This is a genomic window from Arthrobacter sp. H-02-3 (assembly GCF_003097355.1).
Lineage (GTDB): Bacteria > Actinomycetota > Actinomycetes > Actinomycetales > Micrococcaceae > Arthrobacter > Arthrobacter humicola.
In genome coordinates, this window is record NZ_PYUI01000009.1 from 62426 (window position 1) to 86437 (window position 24012).

Sequence of the window (24012 nt, forward strand, 5' to 3'; positions counted from 1 at the left end):
TGTCCGGACCCACTTTCCCGGGACTCATGTGCCCCTGCAGGCTGTCACTTCGTAAAGCCGTGCGCCGCCTTCTGCCAGTACGAGCCGGACGGCCAGCGAGTTGTTGAGGTTCTCCAGTCCCGGGAAGGGATGATCGCCGAAGTGGACTTCATTGGCGCCAAAGTCCAGGACGTAGCGGACGCCCGTCGCCTTCAGCGCGGCGCAAACGTCAGGATCGGTGTCGGCGTTGCGGAGGTTCCGGTTGAGGATGTCGACGGCGGCCGTGTTGGCCGTCAGAATGTGTTTGGCGGTGGTCTCGCGGTGGGCCAGGGCATAGGCCAGGGCACCGCCGGTCCACGGGTTCACGGCGATGGCGTCGCCCTCGGGAACAATCCCGTCCAGCCGGTCAATGATTTTCTGTTCGTCCGTGGAGATGAGCAGCGAATGGTCGGTTTCGAGGTAGTTCATCCGGGCCGAACCGATGGCGGCCCTCATCGAGGGGACCTGGGACGCAAGCGCGGCAAGCGCCAGTACGCCGCAGATGGCGGTGAAGGCAATCCTGCTGCCGCGGCCGGCCCCTGCATTTTCCTTGCCCGTACTTTCCTTGCCAGCACCGTCCTTCGCTGCACCGTCCTTCGCTGCAGGGCGCGACGCTGCCAGCCGGTCAAGCCGGCGGCGCAGCCAGACGGCGAAGGAATCGACGCCGACGGCGGCAAACGGCAGGGCCGTCAGCGGCAGGAGCGCCGCGAGCCTGTTGCTGTCGTTGTACCAGACGCCGGTCAGGGCGCTGCGCAGATCGCCCTTCAGGGTGCCGGAGACGACCACGTACAGCACGCCGGTGATGACAAAGGCCGCGATCATCCATGTCCTGCCGCCGCGCCGCCAGCACACGTAGAGTCCGATCAGCATGAGCACGCTGACGCCGATCGCAGCCGGGCGGTCGATCGCGGCGTTGGCGACAACGTCCCACACGGCACCCCGGGGCGTTTGCACGGGTTCCCAGAATGCGGCATCTTCCGGCGGCCGGATATTGCTCCACAGCAGATAGAGGGCCACGGCACCGGCGCCCAGGCCCAGGCTGGCAAGGAGCCAGGCGCTCCGATGGCGGGCCCGGTAGCCGTGGTCGGCGGCCAAACGGGCGTAGGCCTGCAGGACGATCGGAACCGAGAGCGCCAGGAGCGACATGAAGCCGTTCGGATGGGCCAGGGCAAGTCCCGGAAGGATCAGCAGCGGCAGCGTGAACCGCGGCATCGGCGGCCACCGAAGATCGCGCGCGACCCCGAACAACAGGGCAATGCTGGCCAGGACGGCCGGGAGCATGCTGATGGCCAGGAAATTCGGGTACAGCACGCCGAAATCCAGCAGCAGGAGCGGGAACGGCGCGAACAGTGCGGATAGGATCGCGGCAGCGCCGACGGACACCGGCCGGTTGCCCGCCACCGTCCGTGTCAGCATCATGCAGCCCAGCGGCCACACCACTGCGGCCACCGCCATGTTCAGCACGTTCACGGCCGCCGTAATCGGCAGGCCTGTCAGCTGGACGAGGGCCGCGGCCAGGCCGTGCCAGGCGGCGGGATAGAAGTAGGGCGCCGCGTCGCCGCTGGTCATCTTCGACATCGACAGCGAGGACGCGTTGCCGGTATCGAGAATGTATCGCACCCCGTTGAGGTGGAACACGTTGTCGAATGTCTGGGAAAAGCTTTCCGGAGTGCCGAAAACGACTGCGAGTTCAAGCAGGATCAGCGCCGCCCCCGCGACGAAGGCCGCTGCAACCCAGACGTCGCTGCGGGGCCGGCCTGCCTTCGGCTGCTGCGCGTCGGCGGGGGAAGTTCCCGCGGGGGATGCCCCGAGGGAGGCGGTGGTCAGGGTGTGCCGCAGGCTGCTGCCCGGGTGCAGGCGCCGGAGCGCGAAGAATCGGATCCCGAAGAGCAGGGCGGCGAGCAGGATGCCCCCGGCCAGCACGGCAGCGGGCGTCCAGGGGATGTGCGCGAACGGCAGGACCACGGCGAGGACCGCCGCAATGGAAATTGTGACCGGTCCTGCCAGGGCGGCCGCGGACAGCCGCCGCAGGCCCAGGCTCAGTGTCACCAGGCCGCCGGGCAGCAGCAGGAACAGCGCTGCCTCGAGCAGGTACGGCAGCGTCTGGAACCAGGTCAACGTATCAGCTTCGAAGAAATGCGGGCACCGGCAGGTACCGGCCCGCCGCAGGCGGGCGCGTCAGGACAGGCTGGCACGTCAGATGGTCTGGTCCAGCAGTCCCAGCAGATAGGCGCCGTAGCCGCTCTTGACCAGGGGCTCCGCGCGCTGGCGAAGTTCGTCGTCGGTCAGGAAGCCCAGCCGCCAGGCGATCTCTTCCGGGGCGCCGATCTTCAGTCCCTGGCGGTTTTCCACCGTGCGGATGAAGTTGGAGGCGTCGCTGAGGTCATCGAAGGTTCCGGTGTCCAGCCAGGCTGTGCCGCGGGGGAGGATCTCCACGTGCAGCTTGCCGCGCTCAAGGTAGGTCCGATTGACGTCGGTGATCTCGAGTTCACCGCGGGCCGAGGGCTTGAGGTTCTTGGCGATTTCGATGACGTCGTTGTCGTAGAAGTACAGCCCCGGCACGGCGTAGTGGCTGCGCGGCTTTTCGGGCTTCTCTTCCAGCGAGAGGGCCTTGCCGTCGTCGTCGAATTCCACAACGCCGTAGGCCTTGGGATCGCGGACCCAGTAGCCGAACACGGCGCCGCCGTCGATGTCGGCGTGCCGGCGCAGTTGCGTGCCCATGCCCTGGCCGTAGAAGATGTTGTCACCGAGGACCAGCGCCACGGTTTCGTTGCCGATGTGCTCGGCACCCAGCACAAACGCCTGGGCCAGGCCGTCCGGCGAAGGCTGCTGGATGTACGTGAGGTTGACGCCGAACTGGGAACCGTCGCCCAGGAGCCGCTGGAACTGCTCTGCGTCATGGGGCGTGGTGATAATGAGGATGTCCCGGATGCCCGCAAGGATCAGCGTGGACAAGGGGTAGTAGATCATCGGCTTGTCATAGACGGGGACGAGCTGCTTGCTGATGCCCAGGGTGATGGGGTGAAGCCGGGAGCCGGTACCGCCGGCCAGGATTATTCCACGCATAGGCCCAATCCTTCCGTACCTTGGCCGGTGACAGCAAACCAGGTGCCCGTTCCGGCGCGCGCAACGCGTGCTCAAGAGCGTGCCTTGGGCAACCGGCGCCCGGGGTGCGGGGCCCTGCAAGGTAGAATTGTGGGTCTGGACTACGTGATGAAGGATGCCGGAATTGAGCGCAGCTGTACTGACACCCAAGGCAAAGCCGGCCCCGGCAGTGGGGAGCCGGCTGGACCCGCGGAAGAACAGCTTGAACCTCATCAGGCTGGTTCTCGCCTTCATGGTCCTGCTTGCCCATAGCTGGCACATCGTCGGCGCCGGCAACGGCTGGGGGTTCCGCGGCGAAAACCTTGGCGGCTGGGCGGTGGCCGGGTTCTTCGGCATCAGTGGTTACCTGATTACGGCCAGCCGCTTTGGCAGCGGGATCGGCCGGTACCTGGTGCACCGTGTCGCCCGGATCTTCCCGGGGTTCATTGTCTGCCTGATCGTCATGGCCTTCGGCTTCGCCCCGATCGCCTACGTGATCCAGCACGGCTCCCTGCACGGCTTCATGCAGACGCCCACTACGCCTTTGAATTCCATCTTCGCTAACCTGTCCCTGCGGATTGTCAGCTACGACATTGCCGGCACCCCGGCGGGCGTGCCGTATCCGGAGGCATGGAACGGCTCGCTGTGGACGTTGTACTTCGAGTTCATGTGCTACCTGTTGGTCGCCGTGATGGCGTTCATTCCCCTGGTCCGCAAGTCCCCGTGGCCGGTGGTGGCCGCGTTCATTGCCAGCGTGGCCCTGTGGGCCAACGTCGGCGTCCTCAAGCCCTACCTGCAGTCGAACCTGGACTTTGAACTCGCGGCACGCCTGATCCCGTACTTCCTCGGCGGCGCCGTGGTGCAGGTGCTCAGCAACAAGATCGGCATCCACAAGGTGGCCGGCCCGGTCTCGATCGTGCTGGCTGCCCTGTCGATCTTCTTCGTCGACGGCTTCGGCGGTCAGCTCGCCGCGCCCTTCATTGCTTACGGGCTTCTCTGGATTTCCACGTGGCTGCCGCAGCCCGCCATTGTGGGCCGTCACGACATCTCCTACGGCGCCTACATCTACGCGTTTCCCGTCCAGCAGCTGCTGGCGGTGTTCGGGGCGTACCACTGGGGCGTCGCGTGGTTCACCGTGGCGGCCACACTGTGCACGATCCCGTTCGCCGCGGCCAGCTGGTTCTTCGTTGAGCGCCCGGTCATGCGGCGGGCCAAAAACGCCGGCTGACCGGAAGCCACGTCCCGGGCCCGCATCCCATGAGCGGACCCCGGGCGGCTAGTGCCGGGCACCTAGTGCCGGGCGCGTCGCCCGGAGACTCCGCGCACACCGTCCGCCATGCCACGGAAGGCGTTGGCCAGGCGGATCCCGCGGCCTGGGGCCAGCAGCGTGACGATCGCCAGGTGGCGGTAGTCCGCCAGCAGGCCCTTGAGCGTCCACAGCGGAAAGCGCCGGCCGTACTGGCGTGCGAGCAGGATCCGGTTCCGGAAGAGGTAGTAGTAGCGCCAGTCCGCGGCCGTCCTGATCTTCACGGGGCGGCCCGCGACGGACACGTCGCGGCCAAAGACGTTGGCTGTGGCCGGGCTGCCCAGGGCATGGTTGAGCGCGGCGTTGGGGGCTAGCACGGTGCGGAGACCCGCAGCCTCGCACCGGAGGTGGAACTCGCTGTCCACGCCGTCGATGAACAGCGGGCCCTGGAAGAGGCCCAGCTGTTCGAGGACCGGCACCGGCACCAGCAGTCCTGACTGGATGGGTTCCCCGCCGAGCTGGATGCCGTTCAGGACCGGGCCGCGGCGCACCGGCAGGCCGCGGACCGACGCCGGGGCGACCATGCCGACCGGGACGCCGGCCCCTGCTGCGGCCGCGGCGGCGGTGAGAAGAGCGTCGACGTAGCCGGGGTCCAGCAGCGAGTCCTGGTCCATGGTCAGGATGTAGTCGGGCTTCGGGGCGGCCGCGAGGGCTGCGGTGATTCCCGCGTTGAGCGCAGCGGCGATGCCGGAATTCTCGGCGAGCCGCACCACACCGCAGCCCAGGCTTTCCAGCGCGGCCAGGATCCGGGCGGGGGCCCGGGGACTGCCGTCGTCGACGACCACCACCGCGTCAGCCTGGGCGAGCAGCGCGGCGGCGTTCGCCAGCACGCCGTCGTCGGGGTTGAACAGGGAAACGACGGCGGTAGTCCGGGGCACGGGAGCGTCCGTTCGGGTCAGGCGGGCTGGACGTCGGGCTGGGCGTCGATCCAGGTGGCGAGTCGGTCGATGCCCTGGGCGAGGTTGTACTGCGGGGTCCACCCGAGCACGTCCTTCGCCGCCGTGATGTCCGCCCACGCGTGCCGGACGTCGCCCTGCCGGTACTGGCCGGTGACATGCGGCGCGGGCGCGTTGTAGTGCTGTGCGATGAGCTTCGCGGCGGTGCCGATGGTCTGGAACTCGCCGGATCCGATGTCCATGGGCTCGCCCTGGACCGTGGGGGAGACGGCGCCGGCGACAATCGCGGAGGCAACGTCGTCGATCAGGATGAAGTCGCGGCGCACTTCGCCGTCCTCGTACAGCGGAATGGACTTCCCGCCCATCGCCATGCGGCAGAACAGGCTCATGATGCCGGTGTACGGGTTGATCAGGGACTGGCCGGGACCGTAGACGTTCTGCAGCCGCAGGATGACGGTCTCAACACCATAGGACTTGGCCCAGGCCTGCAGGACATGCTCCTGGGCCAGTTTCGTGGCGCCGTAGACGCTCACGGGAGCCGGGAACGTCACGGAGGCCTTCATCGGCAGCGGGGTGGCGCCGGGGAAGTCCCATTGGGCCTGGTCCAGGGTGGCGCTGGTGCGCTGCCCCGGGTAGAAGGCCTTGCCGTCGGCGTCGCTCCAGGCACCCTCGCCGTACACGGCGCGGCTGGAGGACAGCACGATCCTGCGCGGAAGTTTGCCGTGGCGGTTGAGCCCGTCCAGCAGCTGCGACGTGCCCACCACGTTGACGTGCGTGTGCCGGGTGGACTCTTCGAGCGACTGGCCCGTTCCGGTCTCAGCAGCCAGGTGGATGACGACGTCGGGGGAGTGCTGCGCCAGGACCGTGTCCCACGTCTGGGCCTCGGCGACGTCGGCAACGATCAGTTCCGCCCGAGCGTCAAGCTCCGCCGGACGCTCGCCCGTGGCATGGATCTGCGGGTGGAGGCTGTCCACCACGACTACGCGGTCGAAAGCGTCGGCGAGGGCGGCGGAAATGGCGCAGCCAATGAAACCGGCGCCGCCGGTGACAAGGACGGTTCCGCCTGGGCGTGCGGAGGTTTCGGAAGAAGTCACAGCGGACCTTTCGTTGCGGGGCGTTTACTTGCCGAAGGAGTGGCGCACGAGCGCGCTGACGGCTGTGGAGTTGCGGTCCAGGACGGCTTGGGGAAGCAGGGAGAGGGCATGCGCCCGGGACGTGAGCCTGAGCTTGGCGGCGCGCTTGGCCCGGCGCCAGCCGAGAGCGTCGGCCTGCTCCGCGGACAGGGCGAAGTATTCGCGTTCGCCGGCGAATCGTGAACCGTCAACGAGCTTGGTCGAGGAGGCGCTGTTGGAGTGCCGGCGGTACTGGAAGCACACCGTGGGCTCGATCAGCAGCTGATCGCCCTTGTAGATCATGTCCATGATGAGGGCGAGGTCCTGGATGATCGGGAACCCGTCCCGGAAGTCCACTTCGCGGATCTTGTCGGTCCGGAACGCGAGGGAGGGCCAGTACAGCCAGTCCCCGTGCATGAGGTTGCTGGCAATGGCCTCACCGGCGATGAGCTGCTTGCCTTGTCCCCGGGGACGGACGATCTTCTGCTTCACGGAGTCCGCCAGCGTGGCCACCACCTGGCTCTGTTCATCGATGACCTGGACCCCTGGCTGGATGATCGCCGCGTCGGGGAAGCGCCGGTGGGCGGCCAGGATCACATCAACGTAGTTCGGCAGCAGGACGTCGTCGCAGCCCAGGATGACCATGACCTCCTGGGTGGCCATCCCGACGCACGTGCGGTAGTTCTCGGTGATGCCGGCATTGACGTCTTTGCGGATGTAGCGGACTCGCTCATCCTGGATCCCGGCCATGTACTCGGCAATGTCCGTCCCGGGGTAGGCGTCGTCGACGACGGTCAGGAGCCAGTCGCCGTTGTCCTGGGCCAGGACGCTGCGGACGGTTTCCTTCATGTAGCCGGGGTCGCCCCAGTAGGGAATGAAAATATCGAGGGGCATCTTAGGATTCCGTGCTTTCGGCGGGACGGTCGGTGGCGTGCGCGCGGGCCTGGGCCGCCGGCGCGGCCTCACCCGCGAGCGGATTTGCAAGGGGATTCTTGCGGGAGTCCGGGAGGGGATTCGGGACCGGATCCGGGCGGCCCGCATCCAGCGCGGACAGGTGGCGGTGCTGCTCCAGGGACTCGAGCTGGGTGCGCAGGATGGCCACCTCCTCCGCCAGGGTCCGGGTTTCGTCCTCCACGACAGAGATTTCCCACGACAAGTGCAGGCAGACGCCCAACAGCATGAGAATGCTCATGGCGAACAGCAGGTTGGAGGGAATCTGGACGCCGACGAATTCGGCAACGATGTTCAGCAGCCGGGGGAACGCGGCCAGGACCAGGGTGGCGACGCCGACCACCAGCCAGAGGACGGCGTACTTCTCCCGGAGCTTTTTGCGCCGAAGCATCTCGATGACCAGGGCCACGATGGCAAGCGCCAGCAGGAAGGCTGCGATGTTTCCCATGTCCTAGGCTCCTGCGGGTTCAGCGGCCCGGGTGGCCAGTCGTGTGGGTTTCCGGGTAAGGGCGAAGAGCAGGGCGAACACGGACCTTCCGAGGTAAATGGCTGCCTTGACGGGGTTGTGGCTTGGCTTGCCGCCCTGGCGTGCCCGCATCTCCACGGGCACCTGCGTGACCGTGCAGCCCGAGCGGATGGCCACGACGAGCGAGTCGATCGTGTCGCCCAGGTATTCGGCGGGATAGTGGTCGAGGTATTGGGCGACGGCGCGCTCGTTGGCGGCCCGGAAGCCGCTGGTGACGTCCGTCAGGCGGGTCTTGGCGAGGCCGGAAATGACCTTGGCCAGCAGCTGCATGGCCCACTTCCGGGGGCCGGTGACCTTGTATTCGCCGCGGTCGGCGAAGCGGGCGCCGATGGAGATGTCCGCGTGCTGGAGGCCGGCGAGGACTTCGTCAATGTTCCGGGGGTCGTGTTGGCCGTCCGAGTCGACCTGGATGACCTGGACGTAGCCGAGGCGTTGGGCGTACTTGAAGCCGGCCCGCATGGCGCCCCCGACGCCGAGGTTGAACGGCAGGTTTAGGACGGTTGCACCGGCCGCTGCCGCCTCCTGCGCCGTCGAGTCTGTGGAGCCGTCGTTGACGACGAGCACGTCGTAGCGGGCATTCGTGCGGAGGACTTCCCGCACGGTGCTGCCAACCACGGCGCCTTCATTCCAGGCAGGCATGATCACCAAGACGCGCGGGGAGGGTAGGGCTTCCATATCGTCCAAACTATATCAATTGCGTGCAGGGTCCTCGCTGGCGGCGGCCGCCCGGGCGGCGTCGGGCGCTGCCTGCTTCAGCGCAGGCGCCGTTCCAACTCCGCCGGGATCCGCCCTGTCGAGCCCCGAACTGCGTCCGTGAACCCTGCGACGGCGGCGCGTAAAAGCTTGGCGCGGCCCGGGCTGAAGGTGAAGCGCAGGATATGCGCCTTCAGTTCCTCCACGAGGCGCCGCAGCACCCAGCCCGGATACTTGCGCAGGTAGCGCAGGGTCAACAGCGTCCCGTTCCGGCAGATGTAGTAGACCCGGCTGGGCGAGTGGTAGTTATACGAAATTTCCCGGCCGAGGACCCGCACCGGCCGGCCGAAGAGCCGGCCGGGCTCGCGCTGTCCGAGGTCGTGGGCGATGTCACAGCCCTCACCCACCAGGACGCTGAGCCCTGCGGCACGGGTGCGCATGGTGAATTCGGAGTCGACGCCGTCGATGAACAGGGCCTCCTCGAAGGGGCCCAGCCGGTCCACGGTGGAGCGCGGGATGAGGAAACCGGACTGCATCGGATCGAAGGCGTGCACGAACCGGCCGTCGGTGTGGAGGACGGGGATGGGGTGGCCGCTGTAGGAGGCGGCCGTCACGAATCCGACGCCCATGCCGGCGGCGGTGGCGCGGGCGTAGGTGGCCAGGCCCCGCCGGACGTACTCGCCGACGGGGCGCGAGTCCTGGTCCAGCGTGAGGAAGAAGTCCGGGTTCCAGTGTGTCCGCGCCGCCGCGACGCCGGCGTTCAGGGCTGCCGCGATCCCGGAGTTTTGCGGTTGCCGGACCACCAGGGCGCCGGCGTCCGCGAGGCCGGCCAGCACGGCTTCGGAGCCGTCGGGCGATCCGTCGTCCACGACGACGACGTGCGCCACCTGCTGCTGCAGGGCCCGCACGGTGTCGGTCAGGGACGGATCGGGGCGGTAGGCGGCGACGACGGCGACGACGCTGGGGGACGGATCATTCGGCGACAACGGGCTCCATGCTTTCTTTGGCGAGCAGTCGTGACCCCGGGATCAGCAGGGTCACGAACAGGATAGCTTCGCTCAAGGCCATGCCCAGCGCGATGCCGGGGGCGTTCCCGATGGACCCGGCGTAGATCATGGCCGCGACCCCGAACACGGCGGAGATCAGCGTCCAGCGCAGCACGAGGCTCTGCTGGCCGGCCGGAATGAGCAGGTTCCGGATGAACGGGGTGCTGGCACTGAGGAAGAGGAAGGCGAGACCGTAGTAGAAGCACAGTTCGGTGGTTGCCTGGGCCTGTCCGGCGAAAAGGAGGCTGCTGACAAACGGTCCGGCGACGGTCAGGACCGCCGCGCCGATTACGCCGAGTCCGATGTGGGACCAGATGGCTGCCAGGTGGCGCCGTTTGCGGCCGGACGCCCCGCGTTCGAGGGTCCAGCCCTGGAAGGCATTGCCCAGGGCCACCACGGTGAAGAGGCCGAAGCGGTACAGCGTGTCGGCCGTGGCCAGGCTGCCGGACGCCGCCGGGGCGGTCGTGGCGGTGGCAATCGGGGTGGGCGTGGAGGCGTAGGCGTTGCCGGCGAGGCTGATGCCCGCCGTCCGGCCCTGGGCCCCGAGCTCGCGGAGGGCGCCGCGGAGATCGCGGGGCCACCAGTTTCCTCCGGGGGAGTAGGTCCGGTGGAACACGATGAGGGAGGCCAGGCTCATGGCGGCGACCAGGGCCGTGTAGTACCAGAGCTGGTGGCTGATCAGCAGCACGGGGACGGCCAGGGCGGTGGCGATGAAACGCGGAACGGTGTCGTAGACAGCCAGCAGCCGCGGCTGGCCCAGCCCGATGCAGAACCACGACGGCGACATCCCCGCGAACGCGACCGCCCACGCCATGGCCACGGCTTCCCAGCGGAATGCGGGAACGGCCACGAGCGCGGCGACGGCGGCGGCGGCGGGCAAAGTGAGGACGAGCAGCAGCAGCCGGGTCCGGATGCTGCGCAGGTAGACCCGGGCCCGGTCGGCGCTGCTGGCCGCCCGGGCGACGGCGACGGGCCCGTCCACGTTCCAGCCCCACATCAAGATGGTGGCGGCGAAGGTGCCGATTGCCTGCCCCGAGATGACGCTGGAGATTCCTTCGCCGCCCACGAAGCCGGAGATGACCGGGAGCAGCAAGAGCGGGGTGATCAAGGACAGCAGGGGCAGAATGGTGAACCCTGAAAGTCGTAGCAGTACGGTTCTCATTCGAGCCGGAATCCTTGTTTCTTAGACATCGTCCCTCGATCCTACGGGATGCCCGGCCGCTGCCCGCGGTCCCCTAGGATGGTGCAGATGAACGATCAGAACCGGTTGCCCGACGTTCCGCTCCGGGCCAGCATCTGCATGGCAACGTACAACGGCGCGGAGTTCGTGGAGGAGCAGCTCGCCTCGATCCTGGCCCAGCTGGGCCCCGACGACGAGATCGTGATCGTGGACGACGCGTCCACGGATGACACCGTGGCGCGGATCCGGCAGCTCGCTGATCCCAGGATCCGTCTAATCGAGGCCGCCGCCAACCAGGGGTACGTCCGCTCCTTCGAGCAGGCCGTGCGGGCCAGCCGCGGCGGAGCGATCTTCCTGGCCGACCAGGATGACGTCTGGATCGGGGGCCGGCTGGACGCCATGCTGGAAGCCTTGGCCACGCACGCCGTCGTGGCCAGTAACTTCGATGTGCTCGGCGGGGGCGACCGGCCCCCGATTCCCCGGCTCCGCGCGGCCGACAGCGGCCGCCACCGGGCCAACCTCTGGGGCATCATGGTCGGCTACCGTGCCTACTACGGCTGCGGGATGGCCTTCCGTCGCGAAGTGCTGCCCAGCTTTGTCCCGGTGCCCGCGTACCTGCACGAGTCCCACGACCTCTGGCTCGCAATCCTCGGCAATACCGCGGGCTCCATCCGTCACCTGGACGACTCGACCCTGCTACGGAGGCTGCACGAGAGCAATGCCACCCCGCGCGGCTGGCGTTCGCTGCGTGTCATCCTGGCCGCACGGGTGGTGCTCCTGCGCCTCATGGTCGAGGCCCGCCGGAGGCTCCGCGCCGCGTCGGCGCGGACGTAGCTTCAAGAGTCCAGCCGTGGACCACGAAGGCCCGGGACCTATGCGGTCCCGGGCCTTCGTGCGTCAGGTGTCCCTGAACGTCGTTCGTCCCTAAAAGTCGGTCGCCCCTAGAAGTAGGAGACATCCACCGTCCGCGTGGCGAGGCTGTTGGTCAGCTGCCAGCTGTTGCCGCGCACGATGCCCACAGTGGTCAGTTTGTCACCGTTCCAATCGCCCGTGATGGGACGGTCGGTGCTGACCCCGAAGGCGATGAAGTTGGAGACCACGGGGGACTTGATCCGGTTGCTGAGCCACCATTCGCCGTTGCGCCACACGCCGATGCTGGTCTTTCCGTCGCCGTCCCAGTCACCGACGATCGGCGTATCGGAGGGAATCCCGAAGCCGGTGTACTCATTGACCACCGGATTGTTGACGTTATAGCTGACCTGGAAACTGGAGTTGCGCCAGATGCCGATTCCGTCGCGGCCGGCGCCGCTCCAGTCGCCAACGATCGGGGTGTCGGAGCCGACGCCGAAGCCCACCACCTTCGTGATGGCCATGGTGTTGAGGTCATCGACGAGCCACCACATGCCGTTCCGGAAGATCCCTATCCCGGCCCGGCCGTCACCGTTCCAGTCGCCGACCACGGGCTTGTCGCCCGGCATGCCGTAACTGAAGCAGCGCCGCGGGGCGGAGGGCATCTGCAGACACCAGAACCCGTCCTTGAACCAGCCGGTGTAGGACTTGCCGTCGCCGGCCCACTTGCCGCTGAGCAGCGTGGCGCCGGGTATGAGGCCGATCGGGTAGGTGTCAGGCGTGGAGGCGAGTTTGCGCAGCTGGTCCAGCGAGCCGTTGAAGACGTTCTGATCGCCGGGGAACGTGGCCTTGACGGTCTGGGAAGCGTCGGCGTAGGCGTTGGCATACTGCCAGACGGTGTAGGTGGGCCATCCGCCGGGAACGGCCGGTGCATTGGTGTAGTAGGAGGCCAGCCACAGCGGGTTGGTCTGGCTGAATTCGCTGGTGTTGCCCAGGCAGTCGCGCCAGAAGTAGTAGCTCGTGTAGATCATGGCCTGTTTGTTGGTCATGCGGTACACGGTCTGGGTGAAGTCCCGGACCCAGGTGGCCAGCTGCCCCGGCGTGGCACCGTAGCAGCGGTTGAGGCCGGCGTAGGGGTTGTCCTCGATGTCCAGGACCGGGGGCATCGTGACGCCGTCGGCGGACCAGCCGCCGCCGTTGTTGACGAAGAACTGGGCCTGGGCGGCGCCCCCGGAGACATCCGGCCGGCCGAAGTGATATGCCCCGCGGAGCAGGCCGACGGAACTCGCGCCCGTGTACTGGGCCCCGAATTGGCTGTTCACGTAGCTGGTGCCCTCCGTGGCCTTGACGTAGGCGAAGCGGGCGCCGTTGGCCTTAACGGAGGACCAGTTGACGCTGCCCTGCCACGAACTCACATCCAGTCCCAGAGGCTGCCCGCGGGTGTCCAGCGGCTGCTCCGCCACCCACGGCTCGGTCGCTTGGGTCACGGCGGCCTGCTGCGTCTTGGCCATCGCCGCCGAGGCCGACGCCGGATTCAGTCCGGCCCGCCCCATTGTCGCCTGGCCCTGTTGCGGGGCGGCCGCGGCTTCCGCCGTGGCCGGAGCGGACGACGGCGCCGCCACTGCCGTCGCCGCCTGCGCCGTGGCTTGAGGGGTGGTGGCCGGGGCGCTGGCCTTCGCGGGGGCAGCCGCGCTGGTTGTCGCCGTCGGTTTGGGGGTCGCTGTGGGCGCGGCGGCGGTGGCGGTCGGGGAGGGGCTGGGAGCGGGTGCCGCAGATGCAGGGTTAGCCCAGGTCAGCGCCAGCGCGAAGGGAAGGCAGAGTGCCGCCGCGGTCCGTAGTTTGTGGATTTTGATAGTCGTCACCATTACTCCGGAGGATCTGGACAGAGGCCAAGATCACCCCCGTATGTGCGTAAAGAGTAACCAATTGCCCTCAGTGTTACCACTGTGGCCAATGTTGCTTTTGGTGTGTCCCGCGTCGGGACGGGAGAAAATCGTCAGCCGGTAAGCTGGCCTAATGCAGAAACTCCTCGTCACCGGCGGTGCCGGTTTCATCGGTTCCAATTTTGTCCACTACGTACTGGAGAACACCGACCACCACGTCACGGTCCTCGACAAGCTCACCTACGCGGGCAATGTGGAGTCGCTGGCGGGCCTTCCGGCAGACCGCTTCACGCTGGTGCAGGGGGACATCTGCGACGCCGCAGTGGTTGACGGCCTGGTCGCCGGGACGGACGTCGTGGTTCACTACGCGGCGGAATCCCACAACGACAACTCGCTGCACGATCCCCGCCCGTTCCTGGACACGAACATCATCGGGACGTACACCCTGATCGAGGCGGCACGGAAGCACAACAAGCGCTTCCACCACATCTCCACGGACGAGGTGTACGGCGACCTCGAGCTCGACGATCCGGAGCGGTTCACCGAGAACACGCCCTACAACCCCTCGAGCCCGTATTCCTCCACCAAGGCGGGCTCGGATCTGCTGGTCCGGGCCTGGGTGCGGTCCTTCGGCCTGCAGGCGACCATCAGCAACTGCTCGAACAACTACGGCCCGTACCAGCACGTGGAGAAGTTCATTCCCCGCCAGATCACCAACGTGATCGACGGCATCCGCCCCAAGCTGTACGGCAAGGGCGAGAACGTCCGGGACTGGATCCACGCCAACGACCACTCGTCCGCTGTCCTGGCGATCATCGCCAAGGGCCGGATCGGCGAGACCTACCTGATCGGCGCTGACGGCGAGAAGAACAACAAGGACGTCGTCGAGCTGATCCTCAAGCACATGGGCCAGGCGCCGGATGCCTACGACCACGTCGTGGACCGGCCCGGCCACGACATGCGCTACGCGATCGACTCCTCCAAGCTGCGCGACGAATTGGGCTGGGAGCCGAAGTTCTCCAACTTCGACGCCGGCATCGAAGACACCATCGCCTGGTACCGCAACAACGAGGACTGGTGGCGTCCGCAGAAGGCCGCGACCGAAGCCAAGTACAAGGAACAGGGCCAGTAGATCATGTCGATCGAGTTCTCGAAGAAGCTCACAGCACACGAAACCCCGATTCCCGGCGTCGTCCTGTACGACCTTCCGGTCCACGGCGACAACCGGGGCTGGTTCAAGGAGAACTGGCAGCGGGAAAAGATGGTGGCGCTCGGCCTGCCGGACTTCCGCCCGGTGCAGAACAACATCTCCTTCAACGAGTCGGCGGGCACCACCCGCGGGATCCACGCCGAGCCGTGGGACAAGTTCATTTCCGTGGCCACCGGCCGGATCTTCGGCGCCTGGGTGGACCTGCGCGAAGGCCCGACGTTCGGCGCCGTGTTCACTGCCGAAATGGATCCCAGCCAGGCCATCTTCATTCCCCGCGGAGTGGGGAATGCCTTCCAGACGCTGGAAGACAACACCGCCTACACCTACCTCGTCAACGACCACTGGTCCGCCGACGCCCAGGGCCAGTACACCTTCCTGAACCTCGCCGACGAAACCGCGGCCATCAGCTGGCCTGTGCCGCTGGAGCAGGCCGAGCTCTCGGACAAGGACAAGGCACACCCGCGGCTGGCGGACGTCACGCCGATGCCGCCGAAGAAGGTCCTCGTGGTCGGTGCCGACGGCCAGCTCGGCAAGGCCCTGCGCAAACAGTACGACGGCGACGCGTCCGTTGAATTCGCCGGCCGCGGCGAGTTCGACCTCGGCAGCGAGGACGCCTTCACCGGGCGCAACTGGAAAAACTATTCCGCGATCATCAACGCCGCGGCCTACACGGCGGTGGATGCCGCCGAGTCGGCCGAAGGCCGTGCGGCGGCCTGGGCGGTCAACGTCACGGCCGTGGCGCGGCTGGCCCGCACCGCCGTCGAACACGACCTCACACTGGTCCACGTGTCCTCGGACTATGTCTTCGACGGCACGCGCGCCACACACGACGAGTCGGAGCCCCTGGCGCCGCTGGGCGTCTACGGCCAGACCAAGGCCGCGGGCGACGCCGTCGTCAGCGTGGTGCCCCGGCACTACATCGTGCGCACGAGCTGGGTGATCGGCGAAGGCAACAACTTCGTCCGCACCATGGCCTCGCTGGCGGAACGCGGCATAGAGCCGTCGGTGGTGGACGACCAGATCGGGCGGCTGAGCTTCACGGAGGACATCGCCGCCGGCATCCGGCACCTGCTGGAGTCGGGCGCCGCGTACGGCGTCTACAACCTCAGCAACGACGGCGAGCCGCAGTCCTGGGCGGACATCGCCGCGGACGTCTACGAGCTCGCCGGCAAGCCGCGGGAGGCCGTGACGGGTGTCAGCACGGAGGAGTACTTCAAGGGCAAGGCCGTCTCGCCGCGCCCGTTGAACAGTGCCCTCGAGCTGGACAAGATCAAGGCCGCCGGGTTCGTCCCGCCGCTGTCCTCGGCCCGGCTCAGGGCGTACATGGGGGCAACAGTTCCCCAGCACTGATCCTTGGCCGTGCGGTTCAGCTAAGGAGCAGCACGCGAAAAAGACCCGTTCACGCGCATGTCGTGGACGGGTCTTTTTGGTGCGGGCGCCGCGGGAGCCGCGGGAGCGGGCGGGCTCAGCCGGCCGCGGCCTCGGCAGCGGGACGCTTGCGGGCGCGCCTGGTCCTGGACGGCCACGGCCGCTTCGGGAGCAGAGTATGGCCCGGGAACAGGTAGCTGAACAGCTTCGAAGCGCAGAGCAGGACTGCCGCGGTGAAGGCCAGCGTGAGAACCTCCCAGGTCAGCGGCGGCTGCCAGCCCGGCACGGTGAACATGGTCTGCCAGTTGGCCGTTTCCTGGATGCCCACAACATAGCGCCGGAGCACGTTCACAAAGGCATAGGCCTGTGCGACGCAGCCGGCCACCAGCAGGATCCGGGCGATGGTCATGCTCTGCGGCCGCTGTCCGAACGGCCGGAACCGCATGGCGAGCCCGGCTGAGATGACCGCGATCGTGAACAGCGGCAGGCTGTACCGGCCCTGCCAGATGAAGCCCGTGGTGTTGATGAGGGCCGCCTGCACCACGGCAGGGACCACCGCCAGCAACGCGACCGCCACCCAGAAGGCAGCCTGCAGCCGGTAGGGCCGGACCAGCATGACCGTGAGCATGAGCCCGATGAGCAACATGCTCCAGAACATCTGGACGGCCTGCGGAACCGGTGCGTCCAGCCACCCCGCAACGCCGATGTACTGGCCGACAAAGTCGAAGGACTTGTCCATCATCGTCAGGAACGCGTTGTACGGCCGCACCTCGCCGGCGACGTTGGAGATCCCGGCCGGGGCTTCGCCGGCCGAAGCCGGTGCCCGGAGCATCAGGAAATTCCACGCCACGCCCAGGACGATGCCCACCGTGGCCAGTGCGGTTACTGCCAGCACCACCCGATTCCTGAAGATGGCGACGATGTCAGCGCGCCGGAAGAAGAGGCAGGCAACGATCGCGCCGCACAGGAGCCACAACAGGGATATGTTGCGGGTGTTCGCGAGAGTCGCGGCCGCGATGCCGACCGTCAGGATGCCCGGGCGGGCCCGCTCCAGGTGCCGCGAGTTCTCCAACACGGACACCAGCCCGCAGAAGGCCGCCATGGAGGCCGCGATTTCCAGCGAATTCGGATTGATGCCGCTGCCCAGGAACAGGACCATCGGCGTCGTCGAAATGGCGGCCGCGACGAGCGGCCACTTGGGGTGGCGCAGCCGGTGCAGGGCCGTGAAACCGGCGGCGTAGAAGGCTGCGGACAGCAGGCCGCTGACGATGCGCATGGCGTAGATCGCCGGGGCCCCGGACATGACGAGGCTGGGCAGCCCGACAAGCCAGTAGTAGAAGGGGTTGTACAGTCCGGCCGACGTCACACCGATGGTGAGGTCGTTGTCATCGAGGGGGATCGCCGGGGCGCAGCCTGCCGGTTTCGTCACCTGGAAGGGGAAGCACATCTGCGCCTGCACGTTGGCGATGTAGGACGGAACCTGCACATGGACGCCGTGGCCGTACGATTCGCCGGGGCCCGGGAAGAACTGGCCCCGGGATACTGCGGCCGCCTTGATGGTGTGCGAGGGTTCGTCCGGATAGGCCATGAGGGGGGTGGCCAGGATCCACAGGGTGATGAGGAGGGACAGAAGGGCGAAGACGGGAAGGAAGAAGCCCATGCCACCGCGGGTGGTTGCCGACAGCGCGAACCGCCGAGCCTTGCCGGGCCGGGCGCCGGGCACGGAGCCTGCTGGTGACGTGCGGGCCGCCTCGGTTGCGTGAATCACTGTGCGTCCCCGATCGTGTCAATCAGCTTTTTGGATTCCCGAATGGCCTCTTCGCTGGGAGAGGCGACACTGGCGAAGTACGTTGAGGACACCTGGCCGTCGGAACTGAGGACAAAGGTGCCCCAGGACTTTACGAGCGTGCTCAGTTGGTGGTTTGAATACTTACCGCAGAAGGCCTGGTAGCCGACGACGCCGAGGGCGTAGCCCTGGTTGCTTGTCTCGGGCAGAGTGAATTCCACCCCGGTGGGCAGTGTCCGGGTGGTGCCTTCCTGGGCGGCCACCGCGGCGGAGTCCTTGGACATGCGGACGTAACCTCCGCCGAATGAGAGCAAGGCGGTTTCGAAGCGGCTGCCGATCGAGCCGAGGTCCATGAACGCGATGCCGCCGGGGGTCTTGTCGACCTTGTCGGCAAGGTCGGAGTGCTTCTTGACGGTGACGGCGTTGCCGGTTTTCGGCCAGGTGGCGGATACGCCCGAGGTCCAGACGGGGTCGGCGCTGAGGTACTTTGTGGCCGCTTCCGTTTCCACGCTGGGCTCCGTGGCCACGATGGGGGCGATGTCGTCCGAGGGGAGGGTGATGTCGGGGTTGATGTCCGCGATCTCACGCGCGTCCCAGCGGGTGATGGAGCCGGAGAAGATCCCGGCCAGGACTTCGCGGGTCAGCTTGACGTTCCGAAGGCTCGGATTGTTGAGCGCGACGCCGATGGAGGTCACGGAAACGGGAACGGAGAATGCGCCCGCCGGCCCGCACACGTCCTTGGTCTGGTTCTGCTGTTCCGGTGTCAGGGGACCGTCCAGTGCGGCGAAGTAGGCTTGGCGCGTGGCCAGGGCCCTCAGTCCGACGTCGGATCCGTCCGGGGAGTAGTTGAGCGACGTGGCGGTGAGTTCCTTGCTCCAGGCGTTGCTCCAGGCCTCGATCGGCCCCTTCTGCACGGGCGTTCCGATCGCGGTGAGGGATCCCCGGACGTCGCTGACGGGCGTTCCTCCGGAGCAACCGGTCACTCCGATTCCCAGCAGCAGAATGCAGGCGAGAACTCCACCTGTGGACCGATTGCGCAAAGAATTTCCCTTCCCGTTCCGGAATGCCTCCGAAACCGTTCCTTATTACCCTAGCCGGTCCCGTGGTGTCGAGGGGTTGCCGGAACACGTCACCGGAGTCTGCACGGCACGCGGTGCTGGTCTAGACTTGCCGGATGTCCCGGTGGATGAAAGCGCCCCGACACATCAACGATTACAGGCGGTATGTTCGAACAATGGGGATTGAATTGTGAGCCTTGCTCACCGCATGAAGACCCTTGTGCGCGACGGCTTCCTGGTCAAGTTCCTCGTGGTGGGAGGGCTTTCCTTCGCCATCGACCTCGGACTCCTGGCCCTCCTTCATGAGGTGGGCAACGTCGATCTGTGGATTGCCACCCCGATCGCCTTCCTGACCAGCCTGGTCTTCAACTTCTTCGTCCAAAAGAACTTCACGTTCCAGTCCGGCGCCCGGGCCCACGTCAGCTTCATCAAATACGGGGCACTTGTGGCGTTCAATGTCGTGGCAACAGACGTGATCGTCAATCTCGCCGCAGGGGCCGGCCAGTCCTACGCGCTCGGCAAGGTCATCGCGACCATCGCCACGACCGCCTGGAACTTCCTGCTCTACAAGCACTGGATCTTCAAGCCCGCGCCGGAGCACGACGGCGACATCGTCGACCTCGACGCCTCCGCGACCCCTGCCAGCGGCCCCCATCATCGGGATTAGCTACGGCTGCTTCCGTCGTTGATGGGCTCCCCGGCCGGGGCCTGGCCGGGCGACAATTGGCGGTACAGCAGGACACCCGCCACGGCTGTCACGGCCAGATAGGCAAGAGCCAGGGGAAGCCAGCCCAGCGGCGGCTCCCACTTGGTTGCCCCGAACATGTCCGCCCAGTTGGCTTCCGTGGATATTCCGACGCCGTACCTGCGCAAGGCATTGGCGAACACCGCGGTGTGCGCGGCCGCCGTGAGCCCGATCGCCCACATCGTGATTCTCCGCGCGAAGAGCGAGTCGGGGAACCGGAGGAAGCGCAGGGCCAGTCCCGCGGCCAGGAGCATCGGGACAATCACGGGCAGAAGGTAGCGGCCTTGCCAGATGTAGCCCAACTCCGTGACCACCTGAGCCTGAAGGATTGGCGGGATGGCGATCGCCGCGGCGAGCAGCACGATGAATCCGAGCCGGGGGCGCCACGGCCTGACGGACACCGCGGCGACCATGAGTGCCCCGGTGAGGCAGGACCACCAAAAGTAGACGCCGGTGGGACCGTTGGTGTCCAGCCAGCCGAGCTGGGCCACGTACGAGGCCGCGATGTCGAATGTCCGCTCAACCATGGTGCCGAAGGCTTGCTCCGGGGTGACGGTACCGGGGGTGCCCAGCAGGCTGGCAAGGGTGTTGGCTGTCTTGAGCCACAGGAGGCCGAGGGCCGCCGCGACGGCAATCAGGGCGGCCATGGCCAGGACGAGCTTGTTCTTCATCAGGAGCAGTAGATCCCGGGGCGGGAACATGAGCAGGGCGGCAATGACAGCCAGGGCAAGCCACAGCAGTGACAACGCCCGGGTGTTGGCCAGGACGGCGGCAGCGACCCCCACAACAACGACGTTGAACCGGAACCGGGACAGCTCCCGCACGTTCTCAAGCACGAGGCACAGGTTGACGAACACTGCTGAGGTGGTGACGATCTCCAGGGCATTCGGGTTGATGGACCCGCAGAGGAAGAGAACCATGGGCGTGACGGCGATCCCCGCGGCCGCGACGGGCCAGCGCCGGTTGGCGAACTGGGTGGTGGCGAGGAGCGTGGCAGCGAGGAACAAAGAGCACAGCAATCCGCTGAGGATCCGCATGGCGTAGATGGCCGGCTCGCCGCTCAGGATGGTGGAGGGCAGGCCCACCACCAGGTAGTACAGGGGGTTGTAGTTGCCGGCGGACGTGCCGGCCGTCGTCGGCTGCCTGTCCGCGGCATCCAGCCCGGGGGAGCAGTCCGCGGTGACGATCACTTTGAAGGCGAAGCAGGTTAGGGACTGGGTGTCGGCGATGTACTTGGGCACCACCACCTGAAGCTGTTCGCCCTGGGTCTGTCCGGACGTGCCGAGGAACTGCCCCCGGGCCACGGCGGCAGCCTTGATCGTGTGGGCCGGTTCGTCGGGGACCGACATCAGGGGAGAGGCAAGGCTCCACAACGTGCTGAACATCGACAGGATCAGGAAGATCATGCCGAAGCGCAGGACCGGTGCGGGGGGCTTGGACTGCGCCGGATTCGCCTGGCGGGGCCGCTGCGCCTTGCGCAAGGGAAGACTCATGGATTCAGTGCACCGTTTCACAGTGATGAGACGCGTCCAGCGCCCTTGAAGCGCCCCGCCGGAAAACTGCTCATGAAGATTCGCGCAGAACACCGCGTCGGGACGCCGGGGCCCGTCTGTCCCCCGTCGATCGTAGGGCCACCAGGCACCGGGTACAAAAGCGCTGTCCGCCCGACCGGCCGCTCCGGCTCGGTCCGGCGGTGAGGCCAATGAGCCTGTTGTGACCGGTGAGAAAGATGTTGTTCCGCGACGGTGGCGGTTATCCACATAAGGCCGCCGCACCCCTTGTCCGGCCGGGCAGTGCCGCCTAGGTTTAAGCCACTTTCATCGCCTCGGCAGTGGGGCGTCAGTCATATTGGGGGCTGCATGGAGGCTGTGCGCATTGTCGAGGACGAGGTCCGCGAGCTGATCCGCCGGCGCGGCCTGGACCCCCTGCGGCAGTCCGGGGAGGTCCGGCGCCTGGTCGAAGCGGCGGTCAGCGACTACGACGAGCGGGCCTTGCTGGCGCCGCTGCCGCCACTGGGGCCGTTGGAGTCGGCGCGGAGATTCGTCTACGACGCCGTGGCCGGCTTCGGCGCGCTGCAGCCCCTCCTGGACGATCCGGGCATCGAGGAAATCTGGCTCAATGCGCCCAGCGAGATCTATGTGGCGCGCAACGGCGAATCGGAGCTGACTTCTGTGTCGTTGACGGAACAGCAGGTCCGGGACCTCGTGGAACGGATGCTGAAGAGCTCCGGCCGTCGGCTGGACATGTCCTCCCCGTTCGTGGATGCGGCGCTCCCGGACGGCTCACGTCTGCATGTGGTCATCCCGGATGTCACCCGGCGGCACTGGGCCATCAATATCCGCAAGTTCGTGGTCAAGGCCAGCCGGCTGGAGCACCTGGTGGAGCTGGGAACGCTGACCCCGCAGGCGGCCAGGTTCCTCGGTGCGGCCGTCGCCAGCGGCCTCAACATCCTGGTCTCGGGCGCCACCCAGGCCGGCAAAACCACCATGCTGAACTGCCTCGCGGCGAGCATCGGCACCCGTGAGCGGGTCATCACGGTGGAGGAGATCTTCGAACTGCAGTTTCCGCTCCGCGACGTCGTGGGGCTGCAGTGCCGGCAGCCGAACTTGGAGGGGCAGGGGGAAATTCCGCTGCGGCGGCTCGTCAAGGAGGCCTTGCGCATGCGGCCCGACCGGCTCGTGGTGGGGGAGGTCAGGGAGGCTGAGAGCCTTGACATGCTCATAGCCTTGAATGCGGGACTTCCCGGGATGTGCACCGTCCATGCAAACTCCGCGCATGACGCCGTGACGAAGATTTGCACGCTGCCGTTGCTCGCCGGCGACAACATTTCCAGTGCTTACTATGTCAATGCACTACCAAAGAATTACAATGAGAGTCATGGAAGCTCAGCTCGTACGGGCAGCTATCTACTGCCGAATCTCCAAAGACCGCGAGGGTGCCGGCCTCGGCGTGCAGCGCCAGGAACAGGACGCGCGGGAACTGGCCGCAGCGCTCGGCTGGACCGTCGCCGCAGTATTCACTGATAACGACCTCTCCGCGTTCAGCGGCAAGCCCCGTCCCCAGTACAGAGCGCTCCTTGAAGCGATGGATGCCGGGGCGGTCCAGGGTGTCATCTGCTGGCACACAGATCGGCTCCACCGCAGCCCCCGAGAGCTTGAGGAATACATCGACATTTCAGAACGGCGCGGCGTCACCACACAGACCGTCAAGGCCGGCGAGATCGACCTCAGCACGCCGTCCGGCCGTGCAGTGGCGCGGACGCTCGGCGCATGGGCCAGATACGAATCGGAGCACAAGTCGGAGCGCATCACGCGCAAGAAATTGCAGCTGGCCCAGTCGGGTTCATTTAGCGGTGGTCCGGTCCCGTTCGGCTGGACGCTGGACGGAGATACGACGCCGCGGATCGTACTGGCCGACGCGGCAGAGATCCGCAAGGCTATTGCGGCGACCATCGCTGGGGAGAGTATCGGCAGCATAGTCCGGGATCTGAACGGCCGCGGTGTGCTCACACGGCGCGGGGGTGCATGGACTTCAACGTCCGTCCGTAACCTGCTGCTGCGCCCGACGAATGCCGGGCTAAGCGCATATCGGGGCGAAATCGTGGGCGCTTCGACGTTCCCGGCGATTATCAGCGAGGATGAATGGCGGACTGTCTGCTCGATCATCAGTGATCCGGCCAGACGTTCCAATGGGGGCGCACGCGTGCGGCATCTACTGGCGGGGCTGCTGCGCTGCGGAACGTGCGGGGCGGCAATGAAAACCTCATCCCGTGCCGGAGGAGGGGCTGCCAAGTTCTACTACAAGTGCCCGGCGCGCGGCGGCGGGCACGCCTTCCAGAAGGCCGAACCAATCGAGCACCTGATTTCGGAAGTGGTGCTCGCCAGGCTGGACCAGCCCGGAGTACTGGCACGCCTGAATGGTCCGCAGGACCAGGAGCGGCAGCACGGCATGCAGAGTGAGGCGGCAACGCTGCGGGGCCGGATGGACGAGGCTGCGGAATCGTTCGCCGAGGGGCTAATTACGCGGAAGCAGCTGGAAGCGATCAATCATCGTGTGCAGGCGCGGCTGGAGGCGATAGGGCAGGAACTCGCAGTCGCCGGGCGGGCGTCCGTGATCCCGTCGTCCGCCGCCGACAACCTCAGAGCGTGGTGGGAGGCCGCCGGAACGGAGCGCCAGCGTGCGGTCATTGACGCGGTGCTGACGCCGTTTGTTGATCCCGTGGGCAAGTCCGCCCCTCGAAAGTTCGATCCTGACCGTGTGCGCATCAATTGGAAGATTTCATGACATAAGCGATAAAGGTT

20 protein-coding genes are annotated in these 24012 nt (G+C 66.9%); 7 read left to right on the plus strand and 13 right to left on the minus strand.

From position 1 onward, the window contains the following. Positions 1-24: 24 nt before the first annotated feature. Together C9424_RS10710 and rfbA are read right to left on the minus strand one after the other, a co-directional pair. Positions 25-2136 (minus strand): DUF6541 family protein, encoded by a 2112-nt coding sequence (locus tag C9424_RS10710; protein ID WP_116766835.1) that lies wholly within the window; start codon positions 2134-2136, stop codon positions 25-27. Between the two features lie 78 nt (positions 2137-2214). Continuing rightward, positions 2215-3084: a glucose-1-phosphate thymidylyltransferase RfbA gene (gene rfbA, locus C9424_RS10715; protein WP_116766836.1), complete on the minus strand. Its 870-nt coding sequence runs from the start codon at positions 3082-3084 to the stop codon at positions 2215-2217. A gap of 163 nt (positions 3085-3247) precedes the next feature. Between rfbA and C9424_RS10720 the strand changes: the two genes are divergently transcribed. Next, complete coding sequence (locus C9424_RS10720; protein ID WP_161958220.1) at positions 3248-4330, plus strand: acyltransferase family protein; 1083 nt, start codon at positions 3248-3250, stop codon at positions 4328-4330. Positions 4331-4392: 62 nt separating this feature from the next. Here the strand turns inward: C9424_RS10720 and C9424_RS10725 are convergent, their stop codons facing one another. From C9424_RS10725 to C9424_RS10755, 7 genes are all read right to left on the minus strand, one after another. Next, positions 4393-5286, minus strand: coding sequence for a glycosyltransferase (locus C9424_RS10725; protein ID WP_116766838.1), 894 nt, complete (start codon positions 5284-5286; stop codon positions 4393-4395). A 17-nt stretch (positions 5287-5303) separates the two neighbouring features. Beyond that, positions 5304-6398, minus strand: coding sequence for an NAD-dependent epimerase/dehydratase family protein (locus tag C9424_RS10730; RefSeq protein ID WP_116766839.1), 1095 nt, complete (start codon positions 6396-6398; stop codon positions 5304-5306). Between the two features lie 24 nt (positions 6399-6422). Next, complete coding sequence (locus C9424_RS10735) at positions 6423-7310, minus strand: glycosyltransferase family 2 protein (protein ID WP_116766840.1); 888 nt, start codon at positions 7308-7310, stop codon at positions 6423-6425. Between the two features lies 1 nt (position 7311). Then, positions 7312-7815, minus strand: a complete 504-nt coding sequence (locus C9424_RS21905) for a DUF2304 domain-containing protein (protein WP_237563401.1) — start codon at positions 7813-7815, stop codon at positions 7312-7314. Between the two features lie 3 nt (positions 7816-7818). Then, the gene (locus C9424_RS10745; protein ID WP_116766841.1) at positions 7819-8568 is read right to left on the minus strand and encodes a glycosyltransferase family 2 protein; all 750 of its coding nucleotides are present in this window, start codon (positions 8566-8568) and stop codon (positions 7819-7821) included. Between the two features lie 77 nt (positions 8569-8645). Continuing rightward, a complete protein-coding gene (locus C9424_RS10750; RefSeq protein ID WP_116766842.1) occupies positions 8646-9572 on the minus strand; it encodes a glycosyltransferase in 927 nt (308 codons plus the stop codon). Further along, positions 9559-10794: a polysaccharide biosynthesis protein gene (locus tag C9424_RS10755; protein ID WP_116766843.1), complete on the minus strand. Its 1236-nt coding sequence runs from the start codon at positions 10792-10794 to the stop codon at positions 9559-9561. Before C9424_RS10755 ends, C9424_RS10750 begins: the two co-directional genes overlap by 14 nt. 87 nt (positions 10795-10881) lie before the next feature. Between C9424_RS10755 and C9424_RS10760 the strand changes: the two genes are divergently transcribed. Further along, positions 10882-11646 (plus strand): glycosyltransferase, encoded by a 765-nt coding sequence (locus tag C9424_RS10760; RefSeq protein ID WP_116766844.1) that lies wholly within the window; start codon positions 10882-10884, stop codon positions 11644-11646. A 107-nt stretch (positions 11647-11753) separates the two neighbouring features. Here the strand turns inward: C9424_RS10760 and C9424_RS10765 are convergent, their stop codons facing one another. Continuing rightward, entirely contained in the window at positions 11754-13526 is a 1773-nt protein-coding gene (locus tag C9424_RS10765; protein ID WP_116766845.1) for a GH25 family lysozyme, read from the minus strand. Positions 13527-13677: 151 nt separating this feature from the next. Between C9424_RS10765 and rfbB the strand changes: the two genes are divergently transcribed. Together rfbB and C9424_RS10775 are read left to right on the plus strand one after the other, a co-directional pair. Then, positions 13678-14676 carry a dTDP-glucose 4,6-dehydratase gene (rfbB, locus tag C9424_RS10770; protein ID WP_116766846.1) on the plus strand — a complete coding sequence of 333 codons (999 nt, stop codon included), beginning with the start codon at positions 13678-13680 and terminating at the stop codon, positions 14674-14676. Between the two features lie 3 nt (positions 14677-14679). Then, positions 14680-16104, plus strand: a complete 1425-nt coding sequence (locus C9424_RS10775; protein WP_116766847.1) for a sugar nucleotide-binding protein — start codon at positions 14680-14682, stop codon at positions 16102-16104. Between the two features lie 115 nt (positions 16105-16219). Here C9424_RS10775 and C9424_RS10780 read toward each other — a convergent pair whose 3' ends face one another. Both C9424_RS10780 and C9424_RS10785 read right to left on the minus strand, forming a co-directional pair. Next, positions 16220-17890 (minus strand): DUF2142 domain-containing protein, encoded by a 1671-nt coding sequence (locus C9424_RS10780; RefSeq protein WP_133247511.1) that lies wholly within the window; start codon positions 17888-17890, stop codon positions 16220-16222. Beyond that, positions 17887-18891, minus strand: a complete 1005-nt coding sequence (locus C9424_RS10785; RefSeq protein WP_161958221.1) for a substrate-binding domain-containing protein — start codon at positions 18889-18891, stop codon at positions 17887-17889. The genes C9424_RS10780 and C9424_RS10785 overlap by 4 nt, the downstream gene beginning before the upstream one ends. Before the next feature lie 283 nt (positions 18892-19174). On the opposite strand from C9424_RS10785, the gene C9424_RS10790 reads away from it, so the two are divergent. Further along, the gene (locus C9424_RS10790) at positions 19175-19633 is read left to right on the plus strand and encodes a GtrA family protein (protein WP_116766850.1); all 459 of its coding nucleotides are present in this window, start codon (positions 19175-19177) and stop codon (positions 19631-19633) included. Here C9424_RS10790 and C9424_RS10795 read toward each other — a convergent pair. Continuing rightward, entirely contained in the window at positions 19630-21204 is a 1575-nt protein-coding gene (locus C9424_RS10795; protein ID WP_116766851.1) for a DUF2142 domain-containing protein, read from the minus strand. The two genes, C9424_RS10790 and C9424_RS10795, sit on opposite strands and share 4 nt — an antisense overlap. 366 nt (positions 21205-21570) lie before the next feature. On the opposite strand from C9424_RS10795, the gene C9424_RS10800 reads away from it, so the two are divergent. Both C9424_RS10800 and C9424_RS10805 read left to right on the plus strand, forming a co-directional pair. Beyond that, entirely contained in the window at positions 21571-22734 is a 1164-nt protein-coding gene (locus C9424_RS10800; RefSeq protein ID WP_237563402.1) for a CpaF family protein, read from the plus strand. Next, positions 22661-23995: a recombinase family protein gene (locus C9424_RS10805; RefSeq protein ID WP_237563403.1), complete on the plus strand. Its 1335-nt coding sequence runs from the start codon at positions 22661-22663 to the stop codon at positions 23993-23995. Before C9424_RS10800 ends, C9424_RS10805 begins: the two co-directional genes overlap by 74 nt. The last annotated feature ends 17 nt before the right edge of the window (positions 23996-24012 follow it).